Source organism: Pseudomonas aestiva (genome assembly GCF_039908605.1).
In the GTDB taxonomy this organism is placed as follows: Bacteria; Pseudomonadota; Gammaproteobacteria; order Pseudomonadales; family Pseudomonadaceae; genus Chryseomonas; species Chryseomonas aestiva.
Genome location: NZ_CP150916.1, coordinates 201,938 through 221,147 on the forward strand (window position 1 = coordinate 201,938; position 19,210 = coordinate 221,147).

At 66.2% G+C, this 19,210-nt stretch carries 18 protein-coding genes; 7 read left to right on the plus strand and 11 right to left on the minus strand.

From position 1 onward, the window contains the following. Nucleotides 1–178: 178 nt before the first annotated feature. Complete coding sequence (locus tag AABM56_RS00975) at nt 179–886, minus strand: carbonic anhydrase (RefSeq protein ID WP_133860378.1); 708 nt, start codon at nt 884–886, stop codon at nt 179–181. A 661-nt stretch (nt 887–1,547) separates the two neighbouring features. Between AABM56_RS00975 and AABM56_RS00980 the strand changes: the two genes are divergently transcribed. Continuing rightward, nucleotides 1,548–3,173: a methyl-accepting chemotaxis protein gene (locus AABM56_RS00980; protein ID WP_133860379.1), complete on the plus strand. Its 1,626-nt coding sequence runs from the start codon at nt 1,548–1,550 to the stop codon at nt 3,171–3,173. Nucleotides 3,174–3,215: 42 nt separating this feature from the next. Here the strand turns inward: AABM56_RS00980 and AABM56_RS00985 are convergent, their stop codons facing one another. The 3 genes from AABM56_RS00985 to gloA form a co-directional block, all read right to left on the minus strand. Further along, complete coding sequence (locus AABM56_RS00985; protein ID WP_263259659.1) at nt 3,216–3,338, minus strand: hypothetical protein; 123 nt, start codon at nt 3,336–3,338, stop codon at nt 3,216–3,218. A gap of 155 nt (nt 3,339–3,493) precedes the next feature. Further along, entirely contained in the window at nt 3,494–5,122 is a 1,629-nt protein-coding gene (locus tag AABM56_RS00990; RefSeq protein WP_133860380.1) for a methyl-accepting chemotaxis protein, read from the minus strand. Nucleotides 5,123–5,318: 196 nt separating this feature from the next. Continuing rightward, on the minus strand, nt 5,319–5,843 hold the full coding sequence (gene gloA / locus AABM56_RS00995) for a lactoylglutathione lyase (RefSeq protein ID WP_133860381.1): 525 nt from the start codon (nt 5,841–5,843) through the stop codon (nt 5,319–5,321). Nucleotides 5,844–6,089: 246 nt separating this feature from the next. Here gloA and AABM56_RS01000 point away from each other — a divergent pair, with 246 nt between their 5' ends. Further along, nucleotides 6,090–6,281: a CsbD family protein gene (locus AABM56_RS01000; RefSeq protein ID WP_026083651.1), complete on the plus strand. Its 192-nt coding sequence runs from the start codon at nt 6,090–6,092 to the stop codon at nt 6,279–6,281. A 51-nt stretch (nt 6,282–6,332) separates the two neighbouring features. Here AABM56_RS01000 and AABM56_RS01005 read toward each other — a convergent pair whose 3' ends face one another. Continuing rightward, the gene (locus tag AABM56_RS01005) at nt 6,333–7,064 is read right to left on the minus strand and encodes a glutathione S-transferase (RefSeq protein WP_133860382.1); all 732 of its coding nucleotides are present in this window, start codon (nt 7,062–7,064) and stop codon (nt 6,333–6,335) included. Between the two features lie 187 nt (nt 7,065–7,251). On the opposite strand from AABM56_RS01005, the gene AABM56_RS01010 reads away from it, so the two are divergent. From AABM56_RS01010 to AABM56_RS01025, 4 genes are all read left to right on the plus strand, one after another. After that, nucleotides 7,252–8,328, plus strand: a complete 1,077-nt coding sequence (locus AABM56_RS01010; protein WP_133860383.1) for a glycosyltransferase — start codon at nt 7,252–7,254, stop codon at nt 8,326–8,328. Between the two features lie 7 nt (nt 8,329–8,335). Continuing rightward, nucleotides 8,336–9,373 (plus strand): hypothetical protein, encoded by a 1,038-nt coding sequence (locus AABM56_RS01015; protein ID WP_263259081.1) that lies wholly within the window; start codon nt 8,336–8,338, stop codon nt 9,371–9,373. Further along, a complete protein-coding gene (locus AABM56_RS01020; RefSeq protein ID WP_133860385.1) occupies nt 9,370–10,212 on the plus strand; it encodes a glycosyltransferase family 2 protein in 843 nt (280 codons plus the stop codon). The genes AABM56_RS01015 and AABM56_RS01020 overlap by 4 nt, the downstream gene beginning before the upstream one ends. A gap of 126 nt (nt 10,213–10,338) precedes the next feature. Next, a complete protein-coding gene (locus AABM56_RS01025; RefSeq protein ID WP_347883793.1) occupies nt 10,339–11,328 on the plus strand; it encodes a YihY/virulence factor BrkB family protein in 990 nt (329 codons plus the stop codon). A gap of 145 nt (nt 11,329–11,473) precedes the next feature. On the opposite strand, the gene gpmA is transcribed toward AABM56_RS01025, so the two are convergent. The 3 genes from gpmA to AABM56_RS01040 form a co-directional block, all read right to left on the minus strand. After that, nucleotides 11,474–12,220, minus strand: coding sequence for a 2,3-diphosphoglycerate-dependent phosphoglycerate mutase (gene gpmA, locus AABM56_RS01030; RefSeq protein ID WP_044341142.1), 747 nt, complete (start codon nt 12,218–12,220; stop codon nt 11,474–11,476). A gap of 128 nt (nt 12,221–12,348) precedes the next feature. Beyond that, nucleotides 12,349–12,576 carry a hypothetical protein gene (locus tag AABM56_RS01035; RefSeq protein ID WP_059316634.1) on the minus strand — a complete coding sequence of 76 codons (228 nt, stop codon included), beginning with the start codon at nt 12,574–12,576 and terminating at the stop codon, nt 12,349–12,351. A 361-nt stretch (nt 12,577–12,937) separates the two neighbouring features. Beyond that, nucleotides 12,938–13,927: an aldo/keto reductase gene (locus AABM56_RS01040; protein ID WP_347883794.1), complete on the minus strand. Its 990-nt coding sequence runs from the start codon at nt 13,925–13,927 to the stop codon at nt 12,938–12,940. Between the two features lie 102 nt (nt 13,928–14,029). Between AABM56_RS01040 and AABM56_RS01045 the strand changes: the two genes are divergently transcribed. Next, nucleotides 14,030–14,944 (plus strand): LysR family transcriptional regulator, encoded by a 915-nt coding sequence (locus AABM56_RS01045; protein ID WP_347883795.1) that lies wholly within the window; start codon nt 14,030–14,032, stop codon nt 14,942–14,944. 8 nt (nt 14,945–14,952) lie between these two features. On the opposite strand, the gene AABM56_RS01050 is transcribed toward AABM56_RS01045, so the two are convergent. From AABM56_RS01050 to AABM56_RS01060, 3 genes are read right to left on the minus strand one after another with little or no spacing between them, the layout of a single operon-like run. After that, nucleotides 14,953–16,296, minus strand: coding sequence for a cytochrome c (locus AABM56_RS01050; RefSeq protein ID WP_347883796.1), 1,344 nt, complete (start codon nt 16,294–16,296; stop codon nt 14,953–14,955). A gap of 11 nt (nt 16,297–16,307) precedes the next feature. Then, complete coding sequence (locus AABM56_RS01055; RefSeq protein ID WP_133860390.1) at nt 16,308–18,095, minus strand: GMC family oxidoreductase; 1,788 nt, start codon at nt 18,093–18,095, stop codon at nt 16,308–16,310. Then, nucleotides 18,095–18,826, minus strand: coding sequence for a gluconate 2-dehydrogenase subunit 3 family protein (locus AABM56_RS01060; protein ID WP_263259084.1), 732 nt, complete (start codon nt 18,824–18,826; stop codon nt 18,095–18,097). The genes AABM56_RS01055 and AABM56_RS01060 overlap by 1 nt, the downstream gene beginning before the upstream one ends. Nucleotides 18,827–19,210 lie beyond the last annotated feature (384 nt).

Below are 19,210 nucleotides of genomic sequence, written 5' to 3' on the forward strand. Positions count from 1 at the left end.
GCCCGCGTGTCATATCACGTCATATGACACGGTTCGGGATACAGGCGGCTAGCGGCTAGGGTGGGCGATCCCCATGGAGCCCCAAGGTGGGATCGTCCGGCGCAGTGCGCTGTTATGGAGACGGGCCGAGCGACCCGTCTCGGGGCGGCCAGCCGGCGAACCGGCTGGCCGCGGTGGATCAGGCCGGTTGCAGGCGCGGACGCGGGGTGGCGACCGGCATGTTTTCGCCATCCAGGGGCAGGAAGCGCTCCTGCTGGGCGTCGTACGCCTTGATCTCGCTGGTTTCGATGGAATAGACCCAGCCGTGAATCTGCAGCTGACCGCTGGCCAGCCGCGACGCTACCGAGGGGTGGGTGCGCAGGTGGACCAGCTGGGCCACCACGTTTTCCTCGGTGAGAAAGCCCAGGGTGCCGCCGTGGCCGCAGTCGCAATGGCCATGGTCTTCGACCACGGTACGGGCGACCTCGGCATGGCGCAGCCAGACCTTTACTGTCGGCATCTTTTCCAGCGGATCGGGATTGAGCACGGCTTTCATGGCGCCGCAGTCGGAGTGGCCGCAGATGATGATGTGCTTCACGCCCAGGGCCACGACCGCGTACTCGATGGCGGTGGAGACGCCGCCGTTCATCTGGCCATAGGGGGGCACCACGTTGCCGACGTTACGGGTTACGAACAGATCGCCTGGCGAACTCTGGGTGATCAGTTCCGGGACGATGCGCGAGTCGGCGCAGGTGATGAACATGGCCTTGGGCGACTGCGCACTGGCGAGTTTCTTGAACAGCGCTTCCTGTTCGGGAAAGACATCCTGGCGGAAACGCTTGAAACCATCGACCAGCTGCAGGAGGGCCTCGTCGGGTGCGCCGAAGGTATCCGTGTTATCGCTCATCTGTTTCTGACCTCTTCTCAAGTACGCAATGGCAGCGGCAAGCGCTGGTTAGTGGCTAGACGCCCCCTGGCATCGCCTCGATACGCCCCGGCCCTCTGGGGGTGCTGGTGGCTTCATTGTCTGGCGGTCCATCGCGTATCCGGGCAGCGTCCTGGCACCCGGCAGGTCATCTTGGTGACCTCAACCTTAATCCACGCTGAAACAATAGCTCGTGACGGACAACGCAGAAGATATTTCAAACTTATACTGAGATCATCCAGCCATTATCGCTGCACGATCAGCGCTTTTAGACCTTTTATCGGCACGAAGCCGGAATATAGGCGCCGAATCGTGCTTTTCCCCGTGAAGAAAACGTGAATCGCGATAGCCGAACAGATTTCCTTGGCGATCAGGGGCTTGCGAGAGATGTGCAAAAATGTGAACGCAATGCCGCTGGGGGAAATCGAGCGTCTTTCGCCCACTTTGCCTCCGGCCTGTGATCTGCGGCACAGTGCCGCAGCCTAGACCTTTCGCCAGCCTTTCAATAGCTCCGATGCCCTATAGGACAAGGGTTTGCGGCCTTTGCTCGACAGGGGTGGAGAAATCCGGTCCGACAACGGACCTCAGGATTTGCACGGTGCGGTCGATAGCGGGTGCTTTCCAGGCTCAACGGAAACTCTCCATGTCCTTTCGCAATCTCTCTATCGCGCGGCGTGCCACCCTTGGTTTCGCCTTTATCGGTCTGCTCCTGCTGCTGCTCGGCGGCACCGCCCTGGTCAAGATGAACGACATCCGCGCCTCGGGCCTGGCCATCGAAGACCGCGCCATGCCGCGCGTGGCCGCGCTCGACGAGCTGACCGCCCTGACCCTGCGCCTGCGGGTACTTTCCTATCGCTTGCTGCTCAATCGCGAGCCGGAGATCATCGCCAAGACCCAGGCGCTGTTCCAGCAGCGCAATGGCCAGATGCGCGCCGCCCAGCAGCGCTACGAGGCGCTGATCCAGTCTGACGAAGAGCGCACCGCCTACAGCCGCTACGGTCAGTTGATCGCCCAGTACGACGGTCTGCAGCAGCGCATGCTGGCATTTTCCGCCGCCGATCAGCTGGAGCCCCTGCGCCGCCTGCTCAACGAAGACCTGCTGGCCAACTCCGATGCGGTCAATGGCGTGCTCAAGCAACTCACCGACCTGGTGGATCAGCAGACCGCCGCGGCCAACGCCCAGTCCGCTGCCGACTATAGCCATGCCATCCAGTGGCTGGTGCTGCTGCTGGCGGCCACTGCGCTGCTGACCGTGGTCTTCGCCTGGCTGCTGATCCGCAGCATCACCCAGCCCATCGCCCGCGCCGTGCAGGCCGCCGAGGTGATCGCCACCGGCGACCTCAGCCAGGAGATCCACAGCGAAGGCCGCGACGAGGCCGCGCGCCTGCTGCAGGCCATGAAAACCATGCAGGGCCAGCTGCGCCAGACCCTGCAGGGCATCCTTGGCTCGGCCACCCAGCTCGCTTCGGCGGCGGAAGAACTCAATGCCGTGACCGATGAATCCAGTCGCGGCCTGCAACGCCAGAACGCCGAGATCGAACAAGCCGCCACCGCGGTGAACCAGATGTCGTCGGCTGTGGACGAGGTGGCGCGCAATGCCGTCAATACCTCCCAGGCCTCCCAGGAATCGGCCGGCGTGGCCCGTGACGGCCGCGACCTGGTGCAGGAAACCGTGGGCGCCATCGCCACCATGAGCGACGACGTCCAGCACGGTGCCACCCTGGTGGGCGATCTGGCGGTACAGGTCAACGACATCGGCAAGGTGCTCGACGTGATCCGCAGCGTCGCCGAACAGACCAATCTGCTGGCGCTCAATGCCGCCATCGAGGCGGCGCGCGCCGGTGAAGCGGGTCGCGGCTTCGCCGTGGTGGCCGACGAGGTGCGGGCCCTGGCCCATCGCACCCAGGAGTCGACCCGCGAGATCGAGACCTCCATCGGCACCATCCAGCAGGGCACCGAGCAGGCGGTGGCGGCCATGCGCAGCAGCACCGAGCGGGCCCAATCGACCCTGGAGGTGGCGCGCGGCGCAGGCCATGCCCTGGAGCGCATCCATGGCGCCATCGGCGGCATCAACGAGCGCAATCTGGTGATCGCCAGCGCGGCGGAAGAGCAGGCCCAGGTGGCCCGCGAAGTGGATCGCAACCTGGTGAACATCCGCGAGTTGTCGGTCCAGACCGCCGCGGGTGCCGAGCAGTCCAGCGCCGCCAGCGCCGAGCTGTCGCGCCTGGCCGTGGACCTCAATGGCCTGGTCACGCGCTTCCGCCTGTGAGCCAGGCGGTTCCGGCCGCTTCGGTGGCCGGACGCTGCGGCCCTAGCCGGGGCCGAGCACTTGCAGCACGCCGGTCAGCACCACCAGCAGACCCAGGGGCGAGGCGAGAAAGGACAGCAGCAGGCACCTCAGGCGAGGGCCGCGCGGGGTAGGGCAGGTCGTCATGACGTCAGGCAGCTCCGTGGCGAGAACGGGCGCCACGCCTGGCGCCCGGGCCAATTTTCTCCTGTAGCGGCGGCGACGTCATGCCAAGAAAACGTAAAGTTGGGTAAAGCCGCGGCTACCCCGGGACGCCTGTTCCCGGGTAGTCGCCTGGCAGGTCAGACGCGGAAGCGCGCCGCCAGGCCGTGGATCTCGCGGGTCAGTGCGACCAGCTGGCGACTGGAGGTCTCGATCTGGTCGGCGCCGCGCTTGGACACGCCCGCCAGTTCGCGGATGTTGATCAGGTTGCGATCCACCTCCCGCGCCACCTGGGCCTGTTCCTCGGCGGCGCTGGCGATGACCAGGTTGCGCTCGTTGATGTCGCCGATGGCGACGAAGATGTGCTCCAGGCTCTGGCCGGTCCGCTCGGTGGTTTCCAGGGTGGTGCCGGCCAGGGTGTTGCTGCGCTGGATGGCGGTCACCGCCTGACCGGTGCCGGCCTGGATGTTGCCGATCATCTGCTCGATCTCCAGGGTCGACTGGCGGGTGCGCTGGGCCAGACTGCGCACCTCGTCGGCCACCACGGCGAAGCCACGGCCGGCGTCGCCGGCGCGTGCGGCCTCGATGGCGGCATTGAGCGCCAGCAGGTTGGTCTGCTCGGAGACCGCGCGGATCACGTCCAGCACCTTGCCGATCTGGTTGGCCTGCTGCGCCAGGCTGGCGATCACGGTTTCGCTTTCGTTGACCGTGGTCTGCATGCTCTGCAATTCGCTGAGCACCTGGGCCACCTGGCCGCGACTGCCGGTGGCCAGGCGATCGGATTCGCGGGCGGTATCCGAGGTGGAGGCGGCATTGCGGGCCACCTCCTCAACGGCGGTGGTCATCTCGGTCACCGCCGTCACGGCCTGTTCCAGTTCCTGCTGTTGCTGATTCAGGGTGCGGTTGCTCTGGGCCGTCACCTCGCCCAGTTCCTGGGCGGCGCTGTCGAGTTGCTCGGCGGTGCGATTGAGCTGGGCCAGGGTGTCGCGCTGGCGGCTCTGCAGGGTGGCGAGGCCGGCGAACAGCTGGCCGATCTCGTCATGGCTGCGCACCTCGATACGGCGGGTCAGATCGCCTTCGCTCATGGCGGCGAAGTGCTCGCCGGCTTCGTTGAGCGGGGCCAGCACCCGGCGGGCGATGAACCAGCCGGAGAGCACTGCCAGCAGCAGGGTCAGACCGACCAGCAGCAGGCTGCCGATCTGGGCCTGGGACACGCGACTGTCGGAGGCGGCGAGGGTGGCCGCGATACGGCCGGTGATCTCGTCGGTGAAGGCCTGACGGGTGTCGGCGAAGGCCGTGCTGGCCCCCTTGGCCCCGTCGCTGATACGGATGTAGCCGGGCAGGTCGCCGGCCCGGCAGGCGGCGATCTGTCCTTCGACGATGACCTTGTAGGCGTCGAAGGCCTTGAGCATGGCTTCGATCTGGCCGCTCAGCTTGGGATCGCTGACGCTGGCCTGCATGTCGGTGATCAGCTTGCGGGCGATGTCCAACCGCTCCAGCGCCAGCTTCACGCCTTTCTCGGCCTTGGCCGCATCGCCGTTGACCCGGTCGAGCATGGCGGTATGGGAGTTGGCGCTGGCGCGGCTGATCCAGGTGGCGGCGTTGTTGACCTTGTCCAGCTGTTCCATGGTCAGACTATCCAGGTCGCGGATCTGCTGGGCACTGGTCCGGGCGCTGAGCCACCCATACAGGCAAGCCAGCAGCAGGCAGGCGACGAACAGGCTGAGCACGCTGTACATCCCGGTACGAATTCTTGTTGTTTTGTTCATGTTGGGCTCTCTGACGACGTCGCTGGCTGGGGTGCGCAATACGACTTTGGTAAGGCTTTTCGCCAGCAGTACGCCAAAGGCATGAGCAGGCGTCGATGGCCTGGAGCCAGTCGGTATCAGTTAAGCGCCGAAAAGTCGTCGGATGTCTTCAGAAGGACAGGCAGGGTGGGCCCGACGGACGCCGGGCCCGGAGGGATCAGGACAGCGGGGTGAACTGGATGACTTCGACCCAGTAACCATCGGGGTCCTTGATGAAGGCGATTTCCTTCATGCTGCCGTCGGTCAGGCGCTTCTGGAAGGCCACGCCCAGTTGCTCGAAGCGCTCGCAGGCGGCGCGGATGTCCGGGACCGCCACGCAGGTGTGGCCGAAGCCGCGCGGATCGCTGTTGCCATTGTGGTAGCTGAAGCCGGCATCGTCTTCGGTACCGTGGTTGTGGGTCAGTTCGAGAATGCCCGGGGTGGACTTGCGCCAGTGCTGGCGGGCCTGCGGATCTTCCGGTACCTGGTTGCGATCGACCAGGGCAAGAAAGGTCAGGCTGAACTTGGCGTCCGGGAAGTCCTTGTGATCGACTACGGTGAAACCCAGCACGCGGGTGTAGAAGTCCAGCGAGGTCTCCAGGTTCTTGACCCGCAGCATGGTGTGGTTGAAGACGAACTCGCGGGTGGCGGCGTCGGGCTGGGCGGTCACGCCCGGCAGGTTGTCGAATTGGCTCAGCGACATCAGAAGTCTCCGGTGAAGGGGTGTGGAAATTGGAGAGGCGGCCCCGCGCAACGTTCCCGGCGGGAAAGGCGCCTGGGTGGTCGCTCACGAAAAAGGGCAGGAAGTCTAAAGGCTTCCGGAACCGCTGCCCAAAGCTTCCTGATGCTTTTGGCCGCTGCGCTGTGCGACGAATGGTCGAAACCTCCCGGTTAGAGCCGCAGTCGGATTTTACAAGCGCACTGCCTGTGCGATCCCAAGGAGACTGATATGAGCAGCACCAGCGACAAGATCAAGGGTACCGCCAAAGAAGTGGCCGGCAAGGTCAAGCAAGGCGTCGGCGATGCCACCGACAACTCGCGCATGAAAGGCGAGGGTCGTGCTCAGGAAGCCGAAGGCAAACTGCAAAAGAACGTCGGCAAGGGCAAGGAAGCGGTCAAGAACACCATCGACCGCGCCTGAGCCCAGGCTGTACGGAAAAGGCCGCCCCAGGGCGGCCTTTTCTTTTGCCGGTCAGGCCGGATCCAGCTCTGGATAATGGCGGAAGATGCCGTTCTCGCTGAAGGCCAGGCGGCGTGGCGAGGCCAGGTAGGCGGCGATGTTGGGTAGCGCGGCCACCCGCTCGGCCACGGCCAGCACCCGCGGTATCTCCGGCGCCAGCCGCCGCATGGCGTTGGGGAAGGCGTAGGTCAGGCCGGCCACCACCTGGAACAGCGACAGGTCGACATAGGAGCGACGCTCGCCCACCAGCCAGCTGTCGCCTGCCGGGTTGAAGCCCAGCACCCGCTCGAAATAGCTCAGGTAGGTACGGATCCGCTCGCCGGCAAAGGCCTTGGCCCGCCGCCGGGCCTCGTCCTGCTGCTCTTCGTAGGTCAGGGAGATGGCCACCGGATGATGGACGTCGTGGGCCTCGGCGGTGAGGTCGGTGATGGTCAGCTGCAGGCCGTGGACCCAGAAGCGGGATTCTTCATCGGCCGGTACCAGGTCCAGCCGTGGCCCGAGGAATTGGAGGATGTTGGCGACATGGGAGATGACCTCGTCGCCGGCCTTGAGAAAGGGTGGGGCGAAGGGCGGCCGATGGGTCTTCTGGCCTTGCAGGTAGTCCGCCATGGCGGGTATGCCCAGACCTTCGTCCTCCGGGGCATTGCCGACATCCAGATAGCGTGCGCCGGCCTCTTCGAGCGCCAGGCGGACGAATTCGCCGCGGCCCTGGATGCTGGGCCAGTAGTGCAATTCATAACGCATGGAAACCTCCGTCGTCTGCTGGGAATACGGGTCCAGGAAAGCTGACCCCTGGTCCGCTTCGGAGGTTTGCCCGCCGCGCGGCTTTCACGACGAAGCGCACAACCAATTCCCGTCGCTGAGACTCCTATCAACCAGCGGCTCGCGATAAGGACGGTGGGATGACAGGCAACAGTAGGCGGACGGTTCCATGCGCATAGGCATTCTCACCCACGTGAAACACCCGGTACGCCAGCCCTTCGCCGGTGGTCTCGAAGCCTTCACCTACGACATCACCCTGCAACTGCGCGAACGGGGCCACGCGGTGACGCTGTTCGCCAGTTCGGCCTCGGCGCCGGAGCTGAAGGTGGTGCCCATCCTCGACGACGGCAACTACGGCGCGGACGGCTGCCGGCGCAAGCGCAACGTGCTCAGCTCCGAGTACCTCGACGAGCACCACGGCTATCTCGACTGCCTGCAGCGCATCGATGGCCATGGCTTCGACGTCATCTTCAACAATGCCCTGCACTATGTGCCGGTGACCATGTCCGGGCTGATCCGCACGCCCATGCTCACGGTGCTGCACACCCCGCCGTTCTTCGAACTGATCAACGCCATCGGCGAATTGCACAAGCGCGGTGGCGGCCACTACTGCACCGTCTCCCAGGCCAATGCCGACAACTGGGCGCATCTGGCGCCGGCCTGCCACGTGATTCCCAACGGCATCGACCTCGACGCCTGGCGCCCGCGCGCTACGCCGATCGGCGACCATGCCCTCTGGTTCGGCCGCCTGGTGCCGGACAAGGGGCCGCACCTGGCGCTGGATGCCGCGCGCGAGGCCGGCGTACCCCTGCGCCTGGCCGGCCAGGCCACCGACGAGCGCTATTTCCGCCAGGAGATCGCGCCGCGCCTGGGCGAGCAGGCCGTCTACCTCGGTCACCTGGACCGTACCGCCCTGGCGGTCGAAGTCGCCCAGGCCCGTGCCTGCCTGGTCACGCCCTGCTGGGACGAACCCTTCGGCCTGATCGTCGCCGAGGCCCTGGCCTGCGGCACGCCGGTCGCCGCCTTTGCCCGCGGTGCCCTGCCGGAACTGCTCACCACCGAGACCGGTGCCCTGGCCCCGCCGGGCGATGTGCCGGCCCTGGCGGCGGCCCTGCGCGAAGCCCTGTCGCTGTCCCGTGACGCCTGCCGGGCGCGGGCCGAGGCGCAGTGGAGCCACCGGCTGATGATCGACCGCTACGAGCGCCTGCTCGCCGATGTCGCCGCCGGCCGGGTGGCCCGTGGCTAGACCGCCCGTGACTGAGCTGAACATCGGTTACTACGCCCACCATCATGGCGCCGGCCACGTGACCCGCGCCCTGGCCATCGCCGCTGCTTTCGACGGCCCTTTGACCCTGTTTGGCAGTCGCCTGCCCGAGCAGGTGGCGCTGCCCAACGTCCGGCTCTGTCCGCTGCCGCCCGACGTGGCCCCTGGCGTCGAAGGCGAAGCCTTCGCCTGCCTGCACTATGCGCCGCTCGGCGTGGCAGGGTTGCGCGAGCGCATGGGCCTGCTGGTGGACTGGTTCCGCCGCGCCTGGCCCTGCCTGCTGGTGGTCGACGTCTCGGTGGAGGTGGCCCTGCTGGCCCGGCTGTGCGGCGTGCCGACAATCTACCTGCGCCAGCGCGGCAGTCGCTTCGATGCCGCCCACGAACTGGCCTACGCCAGTGCCAGTCGCCTGCTGGCGCCCTATCCGCAATGCCTGGAAGAGCCTGCCACCCCGGCTTCCTGGCGGGCCAAGACCTGCTATGCCGGCAGCCTGTCGCGCTATGCCGGGCCGCAACCCGACCGCCTCCGCGAGCCCGGCACGGTCACCGTCATCGCCGGCCATGGCGGCACCGCCTTCGGTCGCGCGCGGCTGGTCGCGGCGGCCCGGGCCTGTCCCGACTGGCGCTGGACGGTACTGGGTCCGGTGCTGGACGACGCGACCGAGGTGCCGGCCAATCTGAGCTTCCTGGGCAGCGTCGCCGATCCCGCACCCTGGCTGACCCGCGCGGAGCTGGTGATCGGCTCGGCGGGTGACAGCCTGGTGGCGGAACTGGCCGACCTGCGCTGTCGTTTCCTCTGTCTGCCGGATGCCCGGCCCTTCGACGAGCAACTGTCCACCGGAAGCCTGCTGGCCGCACAGGGCCTGGCGATCACCTGCGAAAGCTGGCCCGCCGACGACGCCTGGCCGGAACTGCTGGCCAGGACCCTCGAGCTCGATCCCGAGGGCTGGATGGCAGTAAGCGACGGCGCGGGTGCCCAGCGCGCCGCTGCCTGTATTCGGCAGGTCGCCCAGGAGGTGCTGGCATGATCGTCCTGACCCTGGTCAAAGGTCGCGAGCGGCAACTGGCCAATCTCATCCGTGGGCTGGAATTGGCACCGACGCCTCCGGCGGCCCTGGTGGTGGTGCAGATGAACGAGCCGCCGCGTGCGCTGCACACCCCAGGCTTTCCGATTCAGGTGCTTGGCGTGGCAGGCGACGGCATCCTGCCCCTGGCCGCCGCGCGCAATGCCGCCGTAGCCGCCGCACCAGGCGAGGACCTGGTGTTTCTCGACGTGGACTGCATCCCCGCGCCCGGATTGCTCGATGCCTATCGCCAGGCGCTGACCGCGCGCCCCGAGGCCCTGCACCAGGGCTTCGTCCACTACCTGCCGGCTGGCATCGCGGAAGGCGACTGGACGCCGGAGGAGCTGCTCGCCAGCGGTGTTGTCCATCCCCTGCACCGGGAGCGTCCACCGGGCGAGGCGATTCCCCATCCGCTGTTCTGGTCGCTCAACTTCGCCTGTACCCGCGCCACCTTCGGTCGCATCGGCGGCTTCGACGAGGGTTATCGCGGCTATGGCGGCGAAGACACCGACTTCGCCTTTCGCGCCCGCGAGGCGGGGGTGCCCGTCTATCAGGTCGAGGCGCGCGCTTTCCATCAGTACCATCCGACCTATCACCCACCGCTCAATCATTTCGCCAGCATCCTGGAGAACGCCCGGCGCTTCCAGGCGCGCTGGGGGCTGTGGCCCATGGATGGCTGGCTGCGCGAATTCGCCGCCGCCGGCTTCATCCGTTTCGATGAAAGCCGCGGGATAGAGGAACTCAGGATGCCCACGGCCGCCGAGATCGCCGCCTGCCGGGATGCCTCGGGTTCCGGCTTCTGACGTCAGGGCGCAACCAACCCGGCTGCTGCCACTCTGAAGGTAGGGCGGATCTGCAAAGCCGCCGGGTGCGGGCCGGGCAGGTCCGCCCCAGGAATCCTTCGTGAGGAACGTTCGTCAGGAGCCGTCATGTCCTTGTTTGCCTTCAGCCTGCGCGGCGTTTCGCCGTTCACCGTCATCAAGCGTGCCGTCCAGGAATTCGTGGCCGACGACATGCCCACCTATGCAGCGGCACTGGCCTACCAGATGCTGTTTTCGCTGTTTCCCTTCCTGCTGTTCCTGATCGCCCTGATCGGCTTCCTGCACCTGCCGGACTTCTTCACCTTCCTGCGCGAACAGGCCGCCTACCTGCTGCCGCCCACCGCCCTGGATACGGTCAATCCCATCATCGACCAGCTGCAGACGCAGAAGGGCGGCCTGCTGTCCTTCAGTATCATCGTCGCGCTCTGGTCCGCGTCCGGTGGCTTCCGCTCGCTGATGACCGCCATGAACAGCGCCTATGACGTGGTGGAAAGCCGTCCGGCCTGGAAGCGCATTCCGCTGTCGGTGCTGCACACCATCGGCCTCGCCGGAATCCTGCTCAGCGCTGCGGCGTTGATGGTGCTAGGGCCCCAGGTGATGAACTGGCTAGCTGCCTACGTGGGGCTGGAGGACTACATGGTGACCCTTTGGGCGCTGATCCGCTGGCCGCTGGCGGTGGCCCTGCTGATGATCGCCGTGGCGGCGCTCTACTACGTCACCCCGGACGTGAAGCAGAGCTTCCGCTTCATCACCCCCGGCTCGGTGCTGGCGGTGGTGGTCTGGATCCTGGCATCCCTGGGCTTTGGCTACTATGTGCAGAACTTCGCCAACTACAACGCCACCTACGGCAGCATCGGCGCCATCATCGTGCTGTTGCTGTACTTCTATCTGTCTTCAGCGGTGCTGCTGTTCGGCGCGGAGATCAATGCGGTGATCGAACACCACAGCGACGAAGGCAAGGAAAAGGGCGAGAAGACGCCAGGCGATGGGGGCGTGGAAGCCGACGAAGAGATTCAGGCGGGGCAGGACGAGGGCGCCCAGCAAGAAGGCGTCCTGGGTGAAGCCCGGGTGGTGCAACGACCGAACGGTCGCACCTGAGGTACGGTGGATATCGGCGCCAGCCTTTGTCCACCGTTCACCAGCGACCCTGCTTGTGAAAAACGCCAAGCGGTTTTCCACGCTACGGGTCTGGGTTTTCGGACTATCGCGGCCATAGCCGCGATCGAAGCAGGACGAAGACGCCTTACTTCGCCTTGCCCTGATTGGCCACCGCGGCCATCTTGGCAGCGACCTCGTCCGGGTCGGCCAGGTAGTAGTGCTTGGTGGGCTTGAGATTCTCGTCGAACTCGTACACCAGCGGCACGCCGTTGGGGATGTTGAGGCTGACGATGTCGCTGTCGGAGATATTGTCCAGGTACTTGATCAGGGCACGCATGGAGTTGCCATGGGCGACCACCAGCACGCGCTGGCCACTACGGATGGCCGGGGCCAGGACTTCGTTCCAGTAGGGCAGCACGCGCTCGACGCAATCCTTGAGGCACTCGGTGCGCGGCACCTGATCCAGCGACAGACCGGCATAGCGCGGGTCGGCGGCCAGCGCCTGCTGCTCCTCGACACTCTGCTCGGGCGGCGGGACGTCGTAGCTGCGGCGCCAGACCAGTACCTGCTCTTCGCCGTACTTGGCCGCGGTCTCGGACTTGTTGAGGCCGGTCAGGCCACCATAGTGACGCTCATTGAGGCGCCAGTCGCTCACCACCGGCAGCCACATCTGGTCCATGCCTTCCTGCACGTGCCAGAGGGTCCGCACGGCGCGCTTGAGCACCGAGACATGGGCCACGTCAAAGAGGAAGCCGGCGTCCTTGAGCGCCTGACCGCCCTCGTGGGCCTCGCGGATCCCCTGTTCGGTCAGATCCACATCCGCCCAGCCACTGAAGCGGTTTTCCAGGTTCCACGCCGACTGGCCATGGCGGATGAATACGACTTGCGACATGCGACCTCCATCTTGGGATTCATTGTTTGGCTCACGCCTACGCGAAGCTGTGCCAAACATACCGCAGATGGAGGCTGCCGGCATGGGCATCACGGAAACCGTGATGCGTCCGGCACTCGTGTGGCGCTTCAGGCCACCAGGGCGCGACGGGTACGTTCGATGACGCGTTCCAGCCCGGCCGCAGCGTTGTACTGCTCGGGATAGAGACGCTCGCTGCGACAGGCGACACCGCGCTCGTCGACCACGGTAAAGCTGAAACCGCCCTTGCGCGAAGCCGGGGTGGTGATGCATTGGAACGGTGCAAAGGCCGCTTGAAGGTGTTGCATGGCCGCGATGGCCTGATTTTGAATGTTCATCTGTCTATCCTTGGGACCCACGCTCAGTCGGCGCGGTGAAATAACTCCAGCAACCTCGTACCCATAACGGCCGACGGCTGAATCTCTGGCTGGAGGAAGGCAGCGTGTGGGCAAGATGCCCAGGCATGCAGGTAAGTACTTGGGAAGGCAGGCAACCGGCCTGGCACGAGATTCAGAGGCCAGGGCGGCAGATCCTGAGCAATCGAGGGATCGGTTTGATCTGGATGACGCTTGTTTCGCGCTGCTACATCGAGCGGAAAGGCGTCCAGCGATTGGGGTCAGCTTGGTACTAACCCGATCAAGCTAGCAGGATCGATGCCAACCGTGCAAGCCCGTCGGTCGGCGACGGGCTTGATGGTCACTAGCGCTCGACGAGCTGCATCCAGGCGGCGGGGTAGCGCGTACCGGCCACCTGTTCCGGGGTAAACAGCCGAGCCAATTCGGCGCCCTGCGCTGCGCTCAACTGCACGTCGAGCGCGGCAAGATTCTCCTGCAGATAATGCCGCCGGCGCGTACCGGGGATAGGGATGATGTCCTCGCCCTGGGCCAGCACCCAGGCCAGGGCCAGTTGGCCGGGCGTGACGCCCTTGGCGCCGGCCAGGGCGCGTACCCGCTCCACCAGCGCCAGATTGCGCTGGAAATTCTCGCCCTGGAAGCGCGGACTCAGGCGGCGATAGTCATCCGCGGCGAAATCCTCCGGTGATTTCAGGGCGCCGGTGAGAAAACCGCGGCCGAGCGGGCTGTAGGCCACCAGGGCGACTCCCAGTTCGCGGCAGGTGGCGAGCACGCCGCGTTCCTGGGGATCGCGTGACCAGAGCGAAAACTCGCTCTGCAGGGCCGCGATGGGATGGACCCGCTGGGCGCGGATCAGGGTCGCGCTGGAGGCCTCGCTCAGCCCCAGGTAGCGCACCTTGCCGGCCTGCACCAGCTCGGCCATGGCGCCAACCGTGTCTTCGATTGGCACCTCGGGATCGACCCGGTGCTGGTAGTAGAGATCGAGATGCTCGATGCCCAGCCGGCGCAGACTGCCCTCCACCGCCTGACGCACGTAGTCGGGCCGGCCATTCACCCCACGGGTATCAGGATCTTCGCTGCGCACCAGGCCGAACTTGCTGGCCAGGAATACCTGCTCACGGCGTCCGCGCAGGGCTCGGCCCAGCAACTCCTCGTTGTGATGAGGACCATAGGCATCGGCGGTATCCAGCAGGGTCACGCCGCGTTCCAGGGCCAGGTCCAGGGTGGCCAGGGCCTCGCTCTCGTCGGTGGCGCCATAGAACTCGCTCATGCCCATGCAGCCCAGTCCCATGGCGGATACCTGCGGGCCATTGCGGCCCAGTTGTCGTTGCAGCATGACGTACGCTCCGTTCGTGAAAGACCAGGCCAGTCTCGCTATTGAGAGGACGTGAACAAAGCTGCTATCAAGACAGGCAGTATTCGATGGGATTGAAGAGTCTTGGACCGACTGGCAGCCATGCGCGGCTTCGTGCGGATCGTCGAGCGCCGCTCCTTCAGCCGGGCGGCCGCCGATCTCGGCCTGTCACCCGCAATGGCGACCCTGCTGGTGCAGCAGCTGGAAGCCCATCTGGGCGTGACGCTGCTGCATCGCACCACCCGGCGGGTCAGTCCGACCCTGGACGGCGCCGCCTACTACGAGCGCTGCGTCGGTTGGCTGGCCGAGCTGGATGACATCGAAGGCGCCTTCAGCCAGCGGCGGCGTCAGCCACGCGGTCGGCTGCGCGTCGATCTGCCCGGTGCCCTGGGGCGGGCGCTGGTGATACCGGCGCTGCCAGACTTCTGTCGCCGCTATCCCGAACTGGAGCTGGTCGTCAGCGCCGACGATCGACCGGTGGACGTGATCGGCGAGGGCATCGACTGCGTGCTGCGCAGCGGACCCCTGCTCGACGAGGGTCTGGCCGCCCAGGCGCTGGGCGAGCTGGTGCAAGTGACCTGTGCCAGTCCGGACTATCTTGCGCACCAGGGCTGGCCGGACAACCTCGCGGATCTCGCCCAGCACCAGCTGGTGCACTACCGCTCCCAGCGCAGCGGTCGTCGGCTGCCCTTCGAATTCCGGCACGAGGGTGAGCTGCACTGTCTGGATCAGCCCGGACGCCTGACCCTCAGCGGCATCGACGTCTATGTCGGCGCCGCCCTGGCCGGGCTGGGCCTGATCCAGGCGCCGCGCTATCACGTGGCGGCGGATCTGGCGGCCGGCCGGCTGTGCGAAGTCCTGCCCGACCAGCCACCGCCGGACTTGCCGCTGGCGGCGGTCTACCCCCTGGCCAGCCAGACCTCGCCGCGGGTACGCGCCTGGGTCGAGTGGCTGCTGGAGGTGTTCGCCGCCGTGGATCCGGCCTGGCTGCGGCGCTGAAGCGAACGCTATTTACCCGCTTCGCGCGGCTCTGGCTGACCATGACCGAAGGCCTGGCCGAGATCGTCCCCGGAGGTGGTGCGCGTATCGTCGGTGCGCCACTTGGCGACCTCAGCTGCCTTGACCGGGGCGGCGTCGTTGCCCCAGCTGGCGCGGATGAAGCTGACCACGTCGGCCACCTGGGCATCGTTCAGGCGCCAGCCGAAGGGCGGCATGACGATCATCGACGGCGCGGTGTGCAGGCCGGGCAGGGTGCCGCCCTTGAGCACGATGTTGATCAGCGAACTAGCATCGGCCGTACGCAGCACCGGATTGCCGGCCAGCGCCGGGAATACCCGGTCATAACCCTGGCCATCGGTGCGGTGGCAGGCGGCGCAGTTGTCCACATAGACCTGGGCGCCCCGGGCACTGTCATCGCCTCGCCAGAGCGCCGCGGCGGCACGCCCGTCGGCCTGGAAGGGCACATCGTGCGGATCCCTGGCCGGCAAGGTCTTGAGGTACCGGGCGATGGCCTGCAGGTCGGCGTCGCTCAGGTACTGCAGGCTGTGCTGCACCACCTCGGTCATGCCGCCGAACACGGCACTGTCGGCGGAGCGCCCGGTCTTGAGGAACTGCACCAGCTGGTCTTCGCTCCAGTTGCCCAGGCCATCGCGATGATCGCCACGCAGATTCTTGGCGATCCAGCCTTCCAGGGGTGCGCTGCCGGCCAGGAAGTCCTTGCCATCGGCAGGGGAGAGGGCCTTTTCCTGCATGGTGAAAGCGCGTGGCGTGTGGCAGGCGCCACAGTGGCCGAGGCCTTCCACCAGATAGGCACCACGCGCCACCACCGGATCCTGGTCCGGCGCGGGCTGGAATTGCACCACCTCGGGCGCGAACAGCTGGCGCCAGATCGCCAGGGGCCAGCGCATGGACAGCGGCCAGGGGATGTCGCTGTCGCGATTGGCCTGCTCGACCGGCGTCACGCCGTGCATGAAGTAGGCATAGAGGGCGCGCATGTCGCCCTCGCTGACCCGGGCATAGGAGGGGTAGGGCATGGCCGGATAGAGGGTATGACCCTCCTTGGCGATGCCCTGGCGGATGGCGGCGTCGAATTCGGCATAGCTGTAGGCGCCGATGCCGGTCTGCCGATCCGGGGTGATGTTGGTCGAGTAGAGATTGCCGATGGGCGTCTGCATGGGCAGGCCGCCGGCGAAGGGCTGGCCGCCCGGCGCCGTGTGGCAGGCCACGCAGTCGCCGGCCCGGGCCAGGTATTCGCCTTTCTTGACCAGCGCCGGGTCAGGATCTTCGGCGGCCTGGGCCGTCATGGCCAGACCGGCGCCCAGCAGCAGGGTCGCGAGGGTACGGAGGATCATGGGCGCGCCTCTCATGCCTGCACCAGGGGGCCGGGGTTCTTCAGGTATTGCTCGCGGATGGCGCGCGCCGCCCAGTAGGTCAGGGCCGCCACCAGGCCGGTGGGGTTGTAGCCCAGACCCTGGGGAAAGGCCGAGGCGCCCGGCACGAAGACGTTGTGCACGTCCCAGCTCTGCAGGTAGCGATTGACCGCGCTGGTCTTGGGATCGGTACCCATGATGGCGCCGCCGTTGAGGTGGGTGGTCTGGTAGCTGGCGGTGTTGAAGTGCCCGCCGAACTCCTTGACCGAGACGCTGATGTGCTCGGGGCTCATGGCCTCGGCGATCTTCTTCATCTTGGCCGCCATGAAGCGGGTCATGCGGATGTCGTTGTCCTTCCAGTCGAAGGTCATGCGCAGCAGCGGCTGGCCATAGGCGTCACGGTAGGTGGGGTCCAGGTCCAGGTAGTTGTCGCGATAGGACTGGTGCGCACCGTGGGCGTCCATCGACAGCTGATGGTTGTAGTAGCCGGCCTGGGCCTTTTTCCAGGCACTGCCCCACTGCGGCGTGCCGGGCGGATTGGCCGCCCCGGCGATGGGCCGGGTGCCGGCCTGGTTGACCCACATCGGCGAGCCGCCGACGAAGCCGTGGGGGCCGTGGTCGAAGTTGTCGGCGTTGAAGTCGTCCACCGCCACGCCATTGCCGCCGGCGCCGATGAAGGGATTGGTGTGGTGCTGGTCCTGGCGGAAGAAGGCCTTGATGGTGGCCATGTTCTGGTAGGCGAAATTGCGCCCGACCACGCCCTCGCCGGTCCTGGGATCATAGGGCTGGCCAATGCCCGACAGCAGCATGAGGCGCACGTTGTTGAACTGGAAGGCGGCGAGGATGACGATGTCGGCCGGCTGTTCCAGCTCCTGGCCCTGGGCGTCCAGGTAGGTCACCCCGGTGGCCTTCTTGCCGGTGCTGTCCAGGTTCACCCGCAGCACATGGGCCTGGCTGCGCAACTCGAAGCGCGGCTCCTGCTTGAGCGCCGGCAGGATGTTGAGATTCGGCGAGGCCTTGGAATACATGTAGCAGACGTAGCCGCTGCAGTAGCCGCAGAAGTTGCAGGGGCCCATCTGACACCCATAGGGGTTGGTGTAGGGCCCCGAGGTGTTGGCCGAGGGCAGGTTGTAGGGGTGATAACCCACGTCCCGCGCGGCCTTCTCGAACAGTTGCGCCGAGACGGTGTTCTTTTGCGCCGGCAGCGGGAAGTCGCTGGAGCGATCCGCGGCATAGGGGTTACCGCCCTTGCCGTCGCCTACGACCTGGCCCTTGATGCTCCAGGCGGTGCCCGAGGTGCCAAAGACCTTTTCGGCGAAGTCGAAGTAGGGCTCCAGCTCGCCGTAGCTGACGCCGAAGTCCTGGATGGTCATGCCGTCGGGGATGAATTTCTTGCCGTAGCGCTCTTCATAGTGACTGCGCAGGCGCAGTTCCACCGGATCGACGCGGAAGTGCACCCCCGACCAGTGCAGGCCGGCGCCGCCCACGCCATCGCCGGGCAGGAAGACACCGAGCTGGCGGTTGGGCAGGGCGACATCATTGACGCTGTGGCGGATGGTGACGGTTTCCTTGGAGACATCGACGAACAGCTTCTTGCGGATGCTGTAGGTGAGTTCGTCGATCACCTGGGGGTAGGAGCCGTCGGGATAGGTGTCGCGGTAGCTGCCGCGTTCCAGGGCTACCACGTCCAGACCGGCCTCGGTCAGTTCCTTGGCCATGATGGCGCCGGTCCAGCCGAAGCCGACGATCACTACCTGCTTGCTGGGCAATACCTTGGCCATCAACCGCGCTCCCCGCGAATGGAGACCGGCGGCAGCGGATAGCGCTCGTCGCGCTCCACCCAGTCCATGAAGTCGGCGCGGGCGCCGGGGAAATTCACGAGCTTCCAGCCGACCAGCTGCTTGTTGCCGCCATGCAGCGGATCGCAATAGAAGCCTTCCTTGGTGTTCTGCAGCAACTGGGCGAAGAACAGCTTGGCCGGCACGCCCTCGAGCGCGGCGTCACCGCTTTCCAGGGCCTTGAGGGCCGCGTCCTGGTCGGCGGGTGCCAGCTCGGCGAAGACCTTGCCGTGCTGCTGACGGGTCCAGCGATCCACCGCGGCGATGCCCAGGCGATAGAGGTCCCGGGGTACCAGGCGACTCTGGTAGCCCATCTCCGGTGCGGCATCGACGGCGAAGGGACCCTGCATGTACCAGAGGCCGCCGCGGGCATAGGCGGTCTGCATCTGTCGGTCGATGAATTCCGGCGCGCCGGCTTCCAGCGCGCCCGGACCGAGTTCGTCCGCCGGAATCAGCCGGGCCACCGCGGCCTGCACGAAGGCCCATTCCTCGGCGTTGAAGAACACCGGTTGATAGTGGTCGGCGCGCGGACTGCTGCCCGGCTTGCTTTCCGGAGTGGGCGCGGCGAGAGCCAGGCCCGAGGGGGCACCGCCCGCCAGGGCGACCACGGGAATCAGGCTCAGGGACTTGCGCAGGAAGTCGCGGCGGGCCGGGACGGAATCGTCTGCGGACATGGTCAGGGGTCTCATCAGGTGCCCGACATGAAAACTAGGGGCTTATGGTTAGCTAGCTAATATGTTGGAATATTACCAACATCTACCGGCCGCGGTTACATTTTGTCGCAGCTGTGCAGAGGCCAAGCGGCCCGGCAAGTTCCCGCGCTCCCGTTGCGAAGGGAAAAGCGCCTGGGCGCGGCCTCGGGTGAGCTTGGTGCGGCGAGAACCGGTCGCGACGCTCCAGGCATGGCGATCTCGCCGCCGTGGGGGGCATTTCCGACCATGGGGAGCAGGTTGCTGGCGCTCAGATCCTGTCTGAGTTACCTAAGGTTCCACCTTTGCAAGCACCATAAGGGTGCAAGTTGCACAAGGTGATACCTAACGAAGCAAGCCAAACGGTCT